General features: G+C 34.0%; 25 protein-coding genes. All 25 read left to right on the plus strand.

Going from position 1 to position 15,296, the window contains the following annotated elements:
* Positions 1 to 6 precede the first annotated feature (6 nt).
* Positions 7 to 426 carry a 50S ribosomal protein L16 gene (gene rplP / locus NMK29_RS02165; RefSeq protein WP_027392546.1) on the plus strand — a complete coding sequence of 140 codons (420 nt, stop codon included), beginning with the start codon at positions 7 to 9 and terminating at the stop codon, positions 424 to 426.
* A gap of 15 nt (positions 427 to 441) precedes the next feature.
* A complete protein-coding gene (rpmC, locus tag NMK29_RS02170; RefSeq protein WP_027392545.1) occupies positions 442 to 636 on the plus strand; it encodes a 50S ribosomal protein L29 in 195 nt (64 codons plus the stop codon).
* A gap of 12 nt (positions 637 to 648) precedes the next feature.
* Complete coding sequence (gene rpsQ, locus NMK29_RS02175) at positions 649 to 906, plus strand: 30S ribosomal protein S17 (RefSeq protein WP_027392544.1); 258 nt, start codon at positions 649 to 651, stop codon at positions 904 to 906.
* 2 nt (positions 907 to 908) lie between these two features.
* Positions 909 to 1,277, plus strand: a complete 369-nt coding sequence (rplN, locus tag NMK29_RS02180) for a 50S ribosomal protein L14 (RefSeq protein WP_027392543.1) — start codon at positions 909 to 911, stop codon at positions 1,275 to 1,277.
* A gap of 13 nt (positions 1,278 to 1,290) precedes the next feature.
* Positions 1,291 to 1,602: a 50S ribosomal protein L24 gene (gene rplX, locus NMK29_RS02185; RefSeq protein WP_027392542.1), complete on the plus strand. Its 312-nt coding sequence runs from the start codon at positions 1,291 to 1,293 to the stop codon at positions 1,600 to 1,602.
* Between the two features lie 2 nt (positions 1,603 to 1,604).
* Complete coding sequence (rplE, locus tag NMK29_RS02190; RefSeq protein WP_027392541.1) at positions 1,605 to 2,156, plus strand: 50S ribosomal protein L5; 552 nt, start codon at positions 1,605 to 1,607, stop codon at positions 2,154 to 2,156.
* A gap of 2 nt (positions 2,157 to 2,158) precedes the next feature.
* Positions 2,159 to 2,428 (plus strand): 30S ribosomal protein S14, encoded by a 270-nt coding sequence (rpsN, locus tag NMK29_RS02195; protein ID WP_010181917.1) that lies wholly within the window; start codon positions 2,159 to 2,161, stop codon positions 2,426 to 2,428.
* Between the two features lie 68 nt (positions 2,429 to 2,496).
* Positions 2,497 to 2,895, plus strand: a complete 399-nt coding sequence (rpsH, locus tag NMK29_RS02200; RefSeq protein ID WP_108803006.1) for a 30S ribosomal protein S8 — start codon at positions 2,497 to 2,499, stop codon at positions 2,893 to 2,895.
* Positions 2,896 to 2,915: 20 nt separating this feature from the next.
* Positions 2,916 to 3,458, plus strand: a complete 543-nt coding sequence (gene rplF, locus NMK29_RS02205) for a 50S ribosomal protein L6 (RefSeq protein WP_027392539.1) — start codon at positions 2,916 to 2,918, stop codon at positions 3,456 to 3,458.
* Between the two features lie 10 nt (positions 3,459 to 3,468).
* Positions 3,469 to 3,825 carry a 50S ribosomal protein L18 gene (gene rplR / locus NMK29_RS02210; RefSeq protein ID WP_108802988.1) on the plus strand — a complete coding sequence of 119 codons (357 nt, stop codon included), beginning with the start codon at positions 3,469 to 3,471 and terminating at the stop codon, positions 3,823 to 3,825.
* A gap of 6 nt (positions 3,826 to 3,831) precedes the next feature.
* Complete coding sequence (gene rpsE / locus NMK29_RS02215; protein WP_027392537.1) at positions 3,832 to 4,356, plus strand: 30S ribosomal protein S5; 525 nt, start codon at positions 3,832 to 3,834, stop codon at positions 4,354 to 4,356.
* An 11-nt stretch (positions 4,357 to 4,367) separates the two neighbouring features.
* Positions 4,368 to 4,547 (plus strand): 50S ribosomal protein L30, encoded by a 180-nt coding sequence (rpmD, locus tag NMK29_RS02220; RefSeq protein ID WP_027392536.1) that lies wholly within the window; start codon positions 4,368 to 4,370, stop codon positions 4,545 to 4,547.
* Positions 4,548 to 4,556: 9 nt separating this feature from the next.
* On the plus strand, positions 4,557 to 5,009 hold the full coding sequence (gene rplO / locus NMK29_RS02225; RefSeq protein WP_027392535.1) for a 50S ribosomal protein L15: 453 nt from the start codon (positions 4,557 to 4,559) through the stop codon (positions 5,007 to 5,009).
* A gap of 10 nt (positions 5,010 to 5,019) precedes the next feature.
* Entirely contained in the window at positions 5,020 to 6,360 is a 1,341-nt protein-coding gene (secY, locus tag NMK29_RS02230) for a preprotein translocase subunit SecY (RefSeq protein WP_027392534.1), read from the plus strand.
* A 1-nt stretch (position 6,361) separates the two neighbouring features.
* Positions 6,362 to 6,577, plus strand: a complete 216-nt coding sequence (infA, locus tag NMK29_RS02235) for a translation initiation factor IF-1 (protein ID WP_010181908.1) — start codon at positions 6,362 to 6,364, stop codon at positions 6,575 to 6,577.
* Between the two features lie 117 nt (positions 6,578 to 6,694).
* Positions 6,695 to 6,811, plus strand: a complete 117-nt coding sequence (gene ykgO / locus NMK29_RS02240; RefSeq protein WP_013621733.1) for a type B 50S ribosomal protein L36 — start codon at positions 6,695 to 6,697, stop codon at positions 6,809 to 6,811.
* A gap of 2 nt (positions 6,812 to 6,813) precedes the next feature.
* Entirely contained in the window at positions 6,814 to 7,188 is a 375-nt protein-coding gene (rpsM, locus tag NMK29_RS02245; RefSeq protein ID WP_027392533.1) for a 30S ribosomal protein S13, read from the plus strand.
* Between the two features lie 8 nt (positions 7,189 to 7,196).
* On the plus strand, positions 7,197 to 7,580 hold the full coding sequence (gene rpsK, locus NMK29_RS02250; protein ID WP_027392532.1) for a 30S ribosomal protein S11: 384 nt from the start codon (positions 7,197 to 7,199) through the stop codon (positions 7,578 to 7,580).
* Positions 7,581 to 7,722: 142 nt separating this feature from the next.
* Positions 7,723 to 8,328 carry a 30S ribosomal protein S4 gene (rpsD, locus tag NMK29_RS02255; RefSeq protein ID WP_027392531.1) on the plus strand — a complete coding sequence of 202 codons (606 nt, stop codon included), beginning with the start codon at positions 7,723 to 7,725 and terminating at the stop codon, positions 8,326 to 8,328.
* 23 nt (positions 8,329 to 8,351) lie between these two features.
* Positions 8,352 to 9,344: a DNA-directed RNA polymerase subunit alpha gene (locus NMK29_RS02260; protein ID WP_027392530.1), complete on the plus strand. Its 993-nt coding sequence runs from the start codon at positions 8,352 to 8,354 to the stop codon at positions 9,342 to 9,344.
* 63 nt (positions 9,345 to 9,407) lie between these two features.
* Positions 9,408 to 9,875 (plus strand): 50S ribosomal protein L17, encoded by a 468-nt coding sequence (gene rplQ, locus NMK29_RS02265; RefSeq protein ID WP_027392529.1) that lies wholly within the window; start codon positions 9,408 to 9,410, stop codon positions 9,873 to 9,875.
* A 125-nt stretch (positions 9,876 to 10,000) separates the two neighbouring features.
* Positions 10,001 to 11,116: a glutamine-hydrolyzing carbamoyl-phosphate synthase small subunit gene (gene carA / locus NMK29_RS02270; RefSeq protein WP_108802989.1), complete on the plus strand. Its 1,116-nt coding sequence runs from the start codon at positions 10,001 to 10,003 to the stop codon at positions 11,114 to 11,116.
* 184 nt (positions 11,117 to 11,300) lie between these two features.
* Positions 11,301 to 12,593, plus strand: a complete 1,293-nt coding sequence (gene eno / locus NMK29_RS02275) for a phosphopyruvate hydratase (protein ID WP_027392527.1) — start codon at positions 11,301 to 11,303, stop codon at positions 12,591 to 12,593.
* Between the two features lie 280 nt (positions 12,594 to 12,873).
* A complete protein-coding gene (locus tag NMK29_RS02280; RefSeq protein ID WP_108802990.1) occupies positions 12,874 to 14,160 on the plus strand; it encodes a citrate synthase in 1,287 nt (428 codons plus the stop codon).
* Positions 14,161 to 14,378: 218 nt separating this feature from the next.
* Entirely contained in the window at positions 14,379 to 15,293 is a 915-nt protein-coding gene (locus NMK29_RS02285) for a dimethylarginine dimethylaminohydrolase family protein (protein WP_108802991.1), read from the plus strand.
* Positions 15,294 to 15,296: the final 3 nt, after the last annotated feature.

The following is a 15,296-nucleotide window of genomic DNA, read 5'->3' on the forward strand; positions in this document are numbered from 1 at the left end:
TTAACAATGTTACAGCCTAAAAGAACAAAATTCCGTAAACAACAAAAAGGACGTATGAAAGGTCTTTCTCAAAGAGGACATACACTTTCTAACGGAACTTTCGGAATCAAATCATTAGATTCAAGTTTTGTTACTGCTAGACAGATAGAAGCAGCACGTATTTCTGCTACTCGTTATATGAAAAGAGAAGGATCTCTGTGGATTAAAATTTTCCCAGACAAGCCTATTACAAAGAAACCTCTTGAAGTACGTATGGGTAAAGGAAAAGGAGCTGTAGAATACTGGGCGGCAGTTGTAAAGCCTGGAAGAATCTTATTTGAGATCAGTGGTGTGCCATATGATGTAGCTAAAGAAGCATTACGCTTAGCTGCACAGAAGCTGCCAGTAAAAACTAAGTTTATTGTGTCAAGAACCTATCAAGGTTAAAATTCAAAAGAGACTATGAAACAATCACAAGTAAAAGAATCGTCTACAGCTGAATTGCAAGAAGAGCTTGGTAAATCTCGTAAAGAGTATTCAGATTTAAAAATGGCTCACGCTATGTCTCCATTAGAGAACCCTTTACAATTACGTAAAGTGAGAAGATCTATTGCAAGAATGGCTACTGAGTTAACTAAAAGAGAATTAAACGGTTAATTCTGCTGAAAGATGGAAAAAAGAAACTTAAGAAAAGAGCGTATAGGTGTAGTTACTAGTAACAAAATGCAAAAATCAATTGTAGTTGCTGAAGTAAAAAAAGTAAAACACCCGATGTACGGAAAGTTCGTGTTAAAAACGAAAAAATACGTTGCACACGACGAGAAAAATGACTGCAATATTGGTGATACTGTAAAGATCATGGAAACAAGACCTATGAGTAGAACCAAATGCTGGAGATTAGTAGAAGTAATTGAAAGAGCGAAGTAATTATGGTACAACAAGAGTCTAGATTAAAAGTAGCAGACAACACAGGTGGTAAAGAAGTTTTAGTTATCCGTGTTTTAGGTGGTACAAAAAGAAGATACGCCTCTGTAGGAGACAAGATCGTTGTCAGTGTTAAAGAAGCAACTCCTAATGGAAACATTAAAAAAGGAGCAGTTTCTACTGCAGTTGTAGTTCGTACCAAAAAAGAAGTGCGCAGACCAGATGGTTCTTATATTCGTTTTGATGATAATGCTTGTGTTCTTTTGAACCCTGCTGGAGAAATGAGAGGAACCCGTGTTTTTGGTCCTGTTGCAAGAGAACTTCGTGACAAACAGTTCATGAAGATTGTATCACTAGCGCCAGAAGTGCTTTAATAGTATAGCAAAGATGACAAAGCTAAAAATTAAATCAGGAGATACTGTAAAAGTTATCGCTGGGGACAACAAAGGTCAACAGGGAACTGTACAGAAGGTATTGAAAGATAAGAACAAGGCAATAGTAGAAGGTGTTAACCTTGTGTCTAAACACCAAAAGCCTAGTGCAGCTAATCCACAAGGTGGTATAGTGAAGCAAGAAGCAGCTATTCATATTTCTAACTTAACATTGTTAACCGCTAATGGGGATGCAACTAGAGTAGGATATAGAGTAGAAGGAGATAAGAAAGTGAGATTTTCTAAAAAATCTAATGAAGTAATATAGTTATGGCTTATATCCCAAGACTAAAACAAGAGTATAAGGACAGAGTAGTGTCTACTCTTACAGAAGAATTCAGTTATGGTAATGTAATGGAAGTGCCTAAGCTTAAAAAAATAGTTTTAAGTAGAGGTGTTGGTGCAGCTGTAGCAGATAAGAAGTTAATTGACTACGCCGTAGATGAATTAACAATGATCACAGGTCAAAAAGCAGTAGCTACAATTTCTAAAAAGGATGTTGCAACTTTTAAGTTACGTAAAGGAATGCCTATTGGTGCTAAGGTTACGTTAAGAGGAGAAAGAATGTATGAGTTTTTAGATCGTTTAATTACTTCAGCTTTGCCACGTGTACGTGACTTTAATGGAATTAATGCTACTGGTTTTGATGGTAGAGGTAATTATTCTTTAGGAATTACTGAACAGATTATTTTTCCGGAAATTGATATCGACAAAGTGAATAAGATTTCAGGAATGAATATTACTTTTGAAACTTCTGCAGGAACAGATAAAGAAGCAAAATCATTGTTAACAGAACTAGGGTTACCTTTTAAAAAGAATTAATTATGGCTAAAGAATCAATGAAAGCCCGTGAGGTGAAGAGAGCAAAAACAGTTGCTAAATATGCTGAAAAACGTAAAGCTTTAAAAGAAGCTGGTGATTATGAAGCATTACAAAAGCTCCCAAAGAATGCATCTCCAATCCGTATGCATAATCGTTGTAAGTTAACAGGAAGACCAAAAGGATATATGCGTCAGTTTGGAATTTCTCGTGTAACATTCAGAGAGATGGCTAATCAAGGGTTAATTCCAGGAGTAACTAAAGCTAGTTGGTAATAATAAAAAATTAATTGGTCTAAGGTTTGGCTATACTAGCCGAAAACCAAGATCATAAATTATATACAATGAATACAGATCCTATAGCAGATTATTTAACTAGAATACGTAATGCAAATAGTGCTCAACATAGAGTTGTTGAGATTCCTGCATCAAAGGTTAAAAAAGAGATCACTAAAATATTATTCGATCAAGGATATATTTTAAGTTATAAATTTGAAGATAATACGACACAAGGTAGTATTAAGATAGCTCTTAAATACGATAAACTAACCAAAGAACCTGTAATAAAAGAATTACAAAGAATCAGTAAGCCTGGTCTACGTAAATATGCAGGATCTAGCGAGATACCAAGAATTCTTAATGGATTAGGTATTGCGATTGTTTCTACTTCTCACGGTGTGATGACTGGTAAACAGGCTAAGCAGGATAATGTGGGTGGTGAAGTACTTTGTTACGTATATTAACAGTATAAAAGACAAAAGAAATGTCAAGAATAGGAAAAAATCCAGTAACTATTCCGTCTGGTGTCACTGTAGAAGTGACAGGTAATGTTGTTACTGTTAAAGGAAAATTAGGTGAACTTACACAGGAGATAGATGCTATCAATGTGAAAGTAGAAGAAGGTCAGGTTGTTCTAGAAAGACCTACGGAAGCTAAGGATCATAAAGCAAAGCATGGTTTGTACAGAGCTTTGATTAATAATATGGTTCAAGGTGTTTCTGAAGGTTTTACTAAAGAATTGGAATTGGTTGGAGTAGGTTATAGAGCTTCTAATCAAGGACAAAAATTAGATTTAGCTTTAGGTTTCTCTCACAATATCGTTTTAGATGTTGCTCCAGAAGTGAAAATAGAGACTATATCAGAAAAAGGTAAAAACCCGATCGTAAAATTAACTTCCCATGATAAACAATTAGTGGGGCAGGTAGCAGCTAAAATTAGAGGTTTCCGTAAGCCAGAACCTTACAAAGGTAAAGGAGTTAAATTCGTAGGAGAACAATTAAGAAGAAAAGCAGGTAAATCTGCATAATAACGAAGTTATGGCATTCTCAAAAGATTTAAGAAGATTAAAAATCAGAAAGCGAATCCGCGGTAAAGTAAGCGGAACAGAACAACGTCCTAGATTATCTGTTTTTAGAAGTAATAAAGAAATCTATGCTCAAATCATAGATGATGTTACCGGTAAGACTATCGGTTCAGCTTCTTCAAGAGATAAAGATATTGCTGCTGCATCAGGTAATAAAGCAGAAAAGGCAAGCTTGGTAGGTAAAGCCCTTGCTGAAAAAGCTAAGAAAGCTGGTATAGATACTGTATCATTTGATAGAGGAGGATATTTATATCACGGAAGAGTAAAATCATTGGCTGAAGGAGCTAGAGAAGCAGGACTTAAATTCTAAGAAATTATGTATCAAAAATATAAAAACGCAGAATTAGTAAAACCAAGTGGACTTGAATTAAAAGATCGTTTAGTTGGAGTACAACGTGTTACTAAAGTAACTAAGGGTGGTAGAGCATTTGGATTCTCTGCTATTGTAGTTGTAGGAGATGAAAACGGTGTTGTTGGTCACGGTTTAGGTAAGTCTAAAGAAGTTGCTGAAGCTATTGCAAAAGCAGTGGAAGATGCTAAGAAAAATTTAGTTCGTATACCGTTAACTAAAGGAACATTACCTCACGAACAAAAAGGTAAGTACGGTGGAGCAAGAGTATTATTAATGCCTGCTGCAACTGGTACAGGGGTTATTGCTGGTGGAGCTATCCGTGCAGTATTAGAATCTGTAGGTGTTCACGATGTACTTTCTAAAAATCAAGGATCGTCTAACCCACACAATGTGGTGAAAGCAACGTTTGATGCCTTATTGCAAATGCGTAGTGCAGAGCAAGTAGCAAAACAACGTGGTGTTTCACTTGAAAAAGTGTTTAAAGGATAAATATAGGAACGATGGCAAAGATTAAAATAACTAAAGTAAAAAGCGCGATTAACCGTACTCAGAGACAAAAGAGAACTCTGGAGGCTTTAGGTCTTAAAAAGATCGGTCAGGTTGTTGAGCATGATGACACTCCTAATATCCTTGGGATGGTAAATAAAGTTAAACATTTAGTTTCTGTAGAAACAAAATAATATAAGCACATGGATTTAAGTAACTTAAAACCTGCTGCAGGTTCAGTAAAAAATAACAGTAAGCGATTAGGTCGTGGTCAGGGTTCCGGAAAAGGTGGAACTGCTGCTCGTGGTCATAAAGGAGCGAAATCTCGTTCTGGATACTCTAGAAAGATAGGATTTGAAGGAGGGCAAATGCCTCTTCAAAGACGTGTGCCAAAATTTGGTTTCACTAATATCAATAGAAAAGAGTATCAAGGGATAAACCTAGATACGTTACAGAAGTTAGTTGATGCTGGTAAAATAACTGACACAGTTGATCTTGACGTGTTATTAAATACGCGTCTTGCAGGAAAGAATGATTTAGTTAAGATACTGGGAAGAGGTGAGTTAAAGGCTAAATTAAAAGTCACAGCTCATAAATTTACAGCCACTGCAAAAGCAGCTATAGAAGCAGCAGGTGGTGAAGCAGTAACCTTATAAAAGACATTTCATGAAATTTATTGATACAATAAAAAACATTTGGAAAATAGAAGAACTGAAAAATAGAATTCTAGTTACACTAGGGTTGCTTTTAGTTTATCGTTTTGGAGCACAGGTAGTTTTACCTGGAGTTGATGCGGCAGAATTAGCTAATTTGGGTACTCAAACTCAGGATGGTTTATTAGGATTACTTAATGCGTTTACAGGTGGAGCATTTGCTAATGCTTCTGTATTTGCGTTGGGTATTATGCCTTATATATCTGCTTCTATTGTTGTTCAGTTGATGGGAATAGCTATTCCTTATCTACAAAAACTACAAAAAGAAGGAGAAAGTGGAAGAAAGAAAATTAATCAGATTACGCGTTGGTTAACAATTGCAATTACCTTGGTTCAAGGTCCTGGTTATATTTATAACTTATTCGCTACACTTCCTCCTGCTGCTTTCAGTACGGAGATAAGTCAAACTGTTTTCGTTGTATCATCTGTAATAATATTAACTACCGGATGTATATTCGCTATGTGGTTAGGTGAAAAGATTACCGATAAAGGTATTGGTAATGGTATTTCATTATTAATAATGGTTGGTATTATAGCTACTTTACCTCAGTCGTTTGTTCAGAATTTTATTTCTAGAACTTCTGGAGAAGGTGGAGATATTATAATGGTATTGATCGAACTTGTGATATGGTTTGTCATAATATTAGCTTCTGTATTATTAGTAATGGCCGTTCGCCAGATTCCTGTGCAGTATGCTAGAAGAACAGCTAGTGGAGGATATGAAAAGAATGTTTTTGGTTCAAGACAATATATTCCATTAAAGTTGAATGCGTCAGGTGTAATGCCAATTATATTTGCTCAAGCTATTATGTTTATTCCTGCTGCTGTGGCTGGCCTTTCTGAGTCAGAAACCTCTCAAGGAATAGCTGCTGCGTTTAGTGATATTTTTGGATTATGGTATAACTTACTATTTGGACTGTTAATCATAATATTTACATATTTCTATACTGCGATAACTGTTCCAACAAATAAGATGGCCGACGATTTAAAAAGAAGCGGTGGTTTTATCCCTGGAATTAGACCAGGTAGTGAGACTGCTGAGTATTTAGATAAGATAATGTCACAAATAACATTACCGGGATCTATTTTCCTAGCGCTAATTGCTGTTTTTCCTGCAATAGCCGTAAAGCTTTTAGGTGTTCAACAAGGTTGGGCATTGTTCTTCGGAGGAACTTCATTATTAATTATGGTTGGAGTTGCTATAGATACAATGCAACAGGTTAATTCATATTTGTTGAATAGACATTATGATGGATTGATGAAAACTGGTAAAAATAGAAAAGCGGTAGCATAAAATGGCAAAACAACCAGCAATAGAACAAGACGGAAGTATAATCGAGGCATTATCAAATGCAATGTTTCGAGTAGAGTTAGAGAATGGTCACGTTGTGACAGCTCATATTTCGGGTAAAATGCGTATGCATTATATTAAATTATTACCAGGAGATAAGGTTAAGTTAGAAATGAGTCCTTATGATTTATCTAAGGCTCGTATAACATACAGATACTAATAATTTTAAGAATATTAGTTAATTAAGATTTTTTACGTACTTTTGCGGGCTGAAAATCTTGTTAACGAGACCTTCTGAAATGCTTAATAAGTATTTTCAGGATTTAAACACAAAGAGATGAAAGTTAGAGCATCAATAAAAAAGAGAAGTGCCGAGTGCAAGATTGTGCGTAGAAAAGGCCGACTTTACGTAATTAATAAAAAGAATCCTAGATTTAAACAAAGACAAGGGTAATTATGGCAAGAATTGCAGGGGTAGATATACCTAAACAAAAGCGAGGAGTTATAGCATTAACCTATATCTTCGGAATTGGTAGAAGTAGAGCTAAAGAAATTTTAGACGTTGCCAAAGTAGATGAAAGTATTAAAGTTTCTGATTGGGATGATGACCAGATTGGTCGTATTCGTGAAGCTGTAGGAGCCTATACCATAGAAGGAGAATTACGTTCTGAAGTACAGTTAAATATCAAACGTCTTATGGATATAGGATGTTATAGAGGTATTCGTCACAGAGCTGGTTTACCACTTAGAGGACAGCGTACTAAGAATAATTCTAGAACACGTAAAGGAAGAAGAAAAACAGTTGCTAACAAGAAAAAAGCAACTAAATAATAAGTAGTATGGCAAAGTCAACTTCAAAAAAACGTAAAGTAATTGTTGAGTCAGTAGGAGAAGCACATGTAACAGCATCTTTTAACAACATTATTGTTTCGTTAACAAATAAAAAAGGAGACGTAATTTCTTGGTCTTCAGCTGGAAAAATGGGATTCAGAGGTTCTAAAAAGAACACTCCTTATGCTGCGCAATTAGCTGCAGAAGATGCTGCGAAAGTAGCTATCGAAGCTGGACTAAAGAAAGTAAAGGTATACGTTAAAGGTCCTGGAAATGGAAGAGAATCTGCAATACGTTCTATCCATAACTCAGGAATTGAAGTTTCAGAAATTATTGATGTAACTCCAATGCCTCATAACGGTTGTCGTCCTCCAAAAAGACGTAGAGTATAAGTAAATAAATGTATCCCGAGTATTTTCGGGATCTTTTATGTTTTATATTATAATTAAAAAGTAAGTCAAATGGGGAACAAAGGATTATCGAAGGAAAGTGACCTTAATTCATATCCTCCTCAACAATTAAATTAATAAGAAAATGGCAAGATATACTGGTCCAAAAACTAAGATCGCTCGTAAGTTTGGTGAAGCGATATTCGGTGACGATAAGTCATTCGATAAAAGAAATTATCCTCCAGGTCAACATGGAAATAACAGACGAAGAGGAAAGAAAAGTGAATATGCAATCCAGTTAATGGAGAAGCAAAAAGCTAAATATACATATGGAGTATTAGAACGTCAGTTCAGAAATATGTTCGAAAAAGCGACAAGGTCTACAGGTATTACTGGTGAAGTTTTACTTCAATTATGTGAATCTCGTTTGGATAACGTTGCTTTTAGAATGGGACTTTCAAATTCTCGTAGAGGTGCTAGACAATTAGTTTCTCACAGACATATAACTGTAAATGGAGAATTAGTAAATATTCCTTCTTACCAATTGAAGCCTGGTGATGTTGTTGGGGTAAGAGAAAAATCAAAATCATTAGAAGTTATCCAAAACTCTCTTGCTAACAATAGTAAAGTATACGAGTGGATTACTTTTAATAATGATACAAAAGAAGGTACTTTCGTATCAGTTCCGGCAAGAATTCAAATTCCGGAAAACATTAACGAACAATTCATCGTCGAATTATATTCGAAGTAATAACTCTTAGAAGAAACAATAATATGGCAATATTAAATTTTCAGAAGCCCGATAAAGTTATCATGATCGACTCTAGTGAGTTTGATGGTAAATTTGAATTTAGACCATTAGAACCAGGGTACGGATTGACAGTTGGTAACGCTTTACGAAGAGTTTTGCTATCTTCTTTAGAGGGATTCGCTATAACTTCTTTAAGAATTGAAGGGGTAGATCACGAATTTTCTACTATTTCTGGAGTTGTGGAAGATGTAACAGAGATTATTCTTAATCTTAAACAAGTACGTTTTAAGCGTCAGATTGAAGATATAGATAATGAATCGGTTACAATTTCAATTTCTGGTCAAGAGCAATTAACTGCTGGAGACTTCCAAAAATTTATTTCAGGTTTTCAGGTTCTTAACCCGGATTTGGTTATCTGTAATATGGATAAAAAAGTAGCTCTTAACCTAGAGATTACTATAGAAAAAGGAAGGGGATACGTTCCTGCAGAAGAAAATAAGAAGGCTAATGCTCCGATAGGTACAATCTTTACAGATTCTATTTATACACCTATCAAAAATGTTAAGTATAGTATTGAGAATTATCGTGTAGAACAAAAAACTGATTACGAAAAATTAGTTTTTGAAATTGTTACTGATGGTTCGATTCATCCTAAAGATGCATTAACTGAGGCAGCTAAGATTCTTATACATCACTTTATGTTATTCTCTGATGAGCGTATAACATTAGAGGCTGATGAAATAGCTCAAACAGAAACATATGATGAGGAATCATTACATATGAGACAATTGTTGAAAACAAAGTTGATCGATATGGATCTTTCTGTAAGAGCACTTAATTGTTTAAAGGCAGCAGAAGTAGATACTTTAGGAGATTTAGTATCATACAACAAAAACGATTTAATGAAGTTCCGTAACTTTGGTAAGAAATCTTTAACTGAGCTAGAAGAGCTTGTAAATGTTAAAGGACTTAATTTTGGTATGGATCTTTCTAAATACAAATTAGATAAAGACTAACACATCATATTTTGCTCTCTACACGAGGTAGATTGAGCAAGATGGTGTTTAAATTTTAACGTCATGAGACACGGAAAAAAAGTAAACCACTTAGGTAGAAAAACTGCACATCGTAAAGCTATGCTTGCTAATATGGCTTGTTCTCTTATAGAGCATAAGAGAATAAACACTACTGTGGCAAAGGCTAAAGCGCTTAAGCAGTTTGTAGAACCATTAGTAACTAAGTCGAAAGAAGACACAACGCATAATAGACGTCTTGTTTTTAGTAAGCTTCGTAACAAGTATGCAGTCGCAGAATTGTTTAGAGATGTTGCTGCAAAAGTTGGTGACAGACCTGGAGGTTATACAAGAATAATCAAATTAGGAAATCGTCTTGGAGATAATGCTGATATGGCGATGATAGAGTTAGTTGATTATAATGAGTTATATAACGCTGGTAAACCTGCTAAAAAGAAATCTACTCGTCGAGGTAGAACTAAGAAAGCGGAAACTGCACCAGTAGTAGAAACTCCTAGTTCTGAAGAAGAATAAATGAAAAATGTGATATACACATAGTTATAAAGGATAAACGTTCATCGTTTATCCTTTTTTTTTGAAATTTTATAAAAAAAGTCTAAGTCCTTGAAAGGGAATTTTAATACTAAAAAAGATATAGGATGAAATATCAATCTCGAAAGAAAGCAATTGTTTTATTAGCAGACGGTACTATTTTTTATGGTAAAGCTGTAGGAAAGGAAGGAACAGCATTTGGTGAAGTATGTTTTAATACTGGAATGACAGGATATCAAGAGATTTTTACAGACCCATCTTATTTTGGGCAATTGATGGTTGCTACTAATGCGCATATTGGTAATTATGGAACTAATATTGAAGAGGTAGAATCTGATTCAATAAAAATTGCAGGTTTGATTGTGAAGAATTTTAGTTATGAATTTTCACGTGATCGTGCCGATAGTTCTTTACAAGATTTTTTAGAAAAAAATAATTTACTAGCCGTATCCGATGTGGATACAAGGGCTTTAGTTAGTTATATTAGGGATAATGGAGCAATGAATGCATTAATTTCTACAGAAATAGATGATATCGATTCATTGAAAAAACAATTGGCAGCTGTTCCTGATATGAATGGATTAGAGTTAGCTTCCAAAGTTTCAACGAAAGAGCCTTATTTTTTTGGTAATCCAGATGCAACTTATAAAATATCAGCCTTAGATATTGGAGTTAAAAAGAATATACTACGTAATCTTGCGGAAAGAGATGCATATATAAAAGTATTTCCTTACGATGCTACATTTGATGAAATGAGCGAATGGCAACCTGATGGTTATTTCTTATCAAATGGTCCTGGTGATCCTGAACCATTATCTCAAGCTATAGAAACTGCTAAAGAAATTATTTCAAAAGATTTACCACTATTCGGAATTTGCTTGGGTCACCAAGTGATTGCATTGGCAAATGGCATCAGTACGTATAAGATGCATCATGGTCATAGAGGTATAAATCATCCTGTTAAAAATTTAATAACTGGCAAGGGAGAGATAACATCACAGAATCATGGTTTTGCTATTAATAGAGAAGAAGCAGAAAGTAATCCGGATGTAGAAATAACACATGTACATCTTAATGATAATACTGTGGCTGGTATGAAAATGAAAAGTAAAAACTGTTTTTCAGTGCAATATCATCCAGAAGCTAGTCCTGGTCCAAATGATTCAGTTTATCTATTTGATCAATTTATAAATAATATTAAAAATACAAAGGTAGAAGCTTAGAATTTTAAAATTTATTGTAAATATTCTATACTCTTAATAATAGGTTGATCTATAACGTTATAGTTGATAACTTGTCGTGTTTACTAGGGTTTAAGCAATAAATTAAGAGATTTTCTGAGGTATTTAAATTTACCGGTTTTGTATATTGCGAAGAATTAAAATTATCCAACAAAAACAAATCAAAATGAGTGTAATTATAAATATTCACGCCAGACAAATTTTAGATTCACGTGGTAACCCAACAGTAGAAGTTGACGTGATTACCGAAAATGGTGTTTTAGGTAGAGCTGCTGTTCCTTCAGGAGCTTCAACAGGAGAACACGAAGCAGTTGAGCTAAGAGATGGAGGTAGTGACTATATGGGTAAAGGAGTTAAAAAAGCGGTTGAAAATGTAAATACTATAATCGCAGAAGAATTATTAGGATATTCTGTATTTGATCAAAATTTATTAGATCAAACTATGATAGAAATAGATGGAACTCCTAATAAATCTAAATTAGGAGCTAATGCAATATTAGGTGTTTCATTGGCAGCAGCAAAAGCTGCGGCTAATGAACTAAATATGCCATTATATAGATACGTTGGAGGAGTTAGTGCTAATACACTACCAGTGCCAATGATGAATATTATTAATGGAGGATCACATAGTGATGCCCCAATAGCTTTTCAAGAGTTTATGGTAATGCCAGTTAAGGCAAAAGACTTTACTCATGCTATGCAAATGGGTACAGAGATTTTTCATAACTTAAAAAAAGTACTTCACGATAGAGGATTAAGTACCGCAGTTGGAGATGAAGGTGGTTTTGCGCCGACATTAGATGGAACAGAAGATGCATTAGATTCTATTGCTTTAGCAGTAGAGAAAGCTGGGTATAAGTTTGGAGATGAAGTTATGGTAGCTTTGGATTGTGCAGCTGCTGAGTTTTTTGTGGATGGGAAATACGATTACACAAAATTCGAAGGAAAGACTGGTGTAATAAGAACAAGTGAAGAGCAAGCAGATTATCTAGCTGAGTTAGCTTCTAAATACCCTATTATATCTATTGAAGATGGAATGGATGAAAATGATTGGGATGGTTGGAAGTACTTGACTGATAAGGTTGGAGATAAGGTACAGTTGGTAGGTGATGATTTATTTGTTACTAATGTAGAAAGATTATCCAGAGGAATTGAAAATGGTATTGCTAATTCAATTTTGATTAAGGTGAATCAGATAGGAACATTAACCGAAACTATTGCAGCTGTAAATATGGCTCATAATGCAGGGTATACTTCTGTGATGTCTCATCGCTCTGGTGAAACTGAAGATAATACAATTGCTGATTTAGCAGTGGCGTTAAATACTGGTCAAATAAAGACAGGTTCAGCTTCTCGTAGTGATAGAATGGCTAAGTACAACCAACTACTTCGTATAGAAGAAGAGTTGGGTGTTGTTGCTTATTACCCGAAAGAAAAAGCATTTAAGATTAAAAAGTAAGTTAAAGTGTAATAATAGAAACTTTTAGTTTACTAAACTTTTTATTCATGAAAGAGCACTAGATATTACATAATGAGATTATGTTCGTATTTAATTTGTTCATTTTTTCAAAAAAAACATACGTTTTTAAAAGAGGATTCATAACGAATCCTCTTTTTTTAGCTATTACCATAAAGTGACGTTTCTGTTGTAAAATAGATGGTATGATTAATAATATATTAACACTATATTTTGTAATTTAGCAACCCTTATTATAACAGCAAAATTCTAAATAATCACAATGTCAAAAAAAGCTACTTTAGAAATAGACGGTAACAAATATGAGTTCCCCATAATAGAAGGAACTGAAAACGAATTAGGAATTGATATCAAGACTCTCAGAGGTGCCACAGGTGGTATAACAACTATTGATCCTGGATTTAAAAATACAGGAAGTTGTGAGAGTGGAATCACTTTTCTAGATGGAGAAAAAGGAATTCTAAGATACCGAGGATATTCTATAGAAGAATTAGCAGAAAAAGCTGATTTTTTAGAAGTGGCTTATTTGTTAATTTTTGGTGAGCTACCAACTGCTGAGCAGTTAGATAAGTTTGATAAAGATATTAAAGAGGAGTCTCATGTAGATGAGGATATGAAGAGAATTCTTGATGGGTTCCCTAAAAGTGCTCACCCTATGGGAGTGCTTTCATCTTTAACTAGTGCATTAATAGCTTTTAATCCAGGTTCTGTAGATGTAGATTCTGAAGAAGCTATGTATAATGCTATTGTAAAAATAATGGCTAAATTTCCTGTTCTTGCGGCTTGGACCATGAGAAAGCGTAAAAGCCTTCCTTTAGATTATGGAGATAGTTCATTAGGTTATGTAGAGAATTTACATAAAATGATGTTCTCTAGACCAAATAAAACTTATGAAGCAAATAAGATTGTAAATGACGCATTAGATAAACTTCTAATATTGCATGCTGATCACGAGCAAAACTGTTCTACATCTACGGTGCGTATAGTTGGTTCTTCGCATGCAGGTCTATTTGCATCATTATCAGCAGGAATTTCCGCTCTTTGGGGGCCATTGCATGGAGGAGCAAATCAAGCGGTTATTGAAATGCTTGAAGCTATTAGAGAAGATGGAGGAGATACAGCAAAATATATTGCTAAAGCTAAAGATAAAGAAGATTCGTTCCGTTTAATGGGATTTGGGCATAGAGTATATAAAAACTTTGATCCAAGAGCTAAAATCATAAAAGTATCTGCAGAAGAAGTTTTAGGAGATTTAGGAATAGAAGATCCGGTTCTTGATATTGCTAAAGGTCTTGCTAAAGTTGCGTTAGAAGATGAGTATTTTGTAAAGAGAAAGTTATACCCTAATGTAGATTTTTATTCAGGAATTATATATAGAGCTTTAGGTATTCCTACTGAAATGTTTACAGTAATGTTTGCATTAGGAAGATTACCTGGTTGGATTGCACAATGGAGAGAAATGCGTCTTCGTAAAGAACCAATAGGAAGGCCTAGACAAATATATACTGGAGAAACTTATAGAGCTTTTAAATCTGTTTCTGAAAGATAGAAAAACTGAGAATATAAAAAAGGGATGTAGCATTAGTGCTACATCCCTTTTTTTATGGAATTAATAATTTATTGGTTTCTTTAGGATTTAATTTTAGGATTTGATAAAAAGTTTGTATTTTTTTTGAATAAAATTAGCATCTACATAATACCTCTTCCTATATTTGTTCATATATAAAAGTTAGTTATTAATAATAGTTTTACTTTAAAATCAGACCATTGAAATTAAATATTAAAAATGAGACTTCTAGACTGAGAGCAGTTGTTTTAGGCACAGCTATTAGTAACGGTCCAACGCCTAAAATAGAAGAGGCATATGATCCAAAGTCGATACAACATATAAAGGCTGGTACGTATCCTAAAGAAGTAGATATGGTTGCTGAAATGGAAGCAGTCGCAAAGGTGTTTGAAAAGTATGGTGTAAAAGTATATAGACCTGAAATAATAGAAAATTATAATCAAATTTTTGCTAGAGATATTGCATTAGTTATAGATGATACTTTTATAAAGTCGAATATACTTCCGGATAGAGAAAAAGAAATAAAAGCAATTCAATACGTAATAGATCAGGTTGAACCTGGAAAAGTTTATAAAGCACCATCAGAGGATATTCATTTTGAAGGAGGTGATATTATTATTCATAATGATCATATTTTTATTGGAACCTATAACGGAGATGATTATAGCGATTGTATTGTGGCTAGAACTAATATGAAGGGAGTAGCATATATTAAGTCTCTTTTTCCTAATAAAACTGTAAAAGAATTTGATCTTCAAAAGTCAATGGAAGATCCTAGAGATAATGCTTTACATTTAGATTGTTGTTTTCAACCTGTTGGCAAAAATAAAGCTATAATTCATAAAGAAGGATTTAGGAGTATAGAGGATTATAAGTATTTAGTTGATTTTTTTGGCAATGAAAACTTATTTCATATTAACAGAGATGAAATGTATTACATGAACTCTAATATATTTTCAATATCAGAAGACGTGGTAATTTCTGAAAAAGGTTTTACTAGATTAAATGATTGGTTACGTAATTTAAATATAACAGTAGAAGAAGTTCCATATGCGGAAATAGCAAAACAAGAAGGACTTTTACGTTGTTCTACAATGCCACTGATAAGAGATTAGATA

This window comes from Aquimarina sp. Aq107 (genome assembly GCF_943733665.1).
Taxonomy (GTDB): domain Bacteria; phylum Bacteroidota; class Bacteroidia; order Flavobacteriales; family Flavobacteriaceae; genus Aquimarina.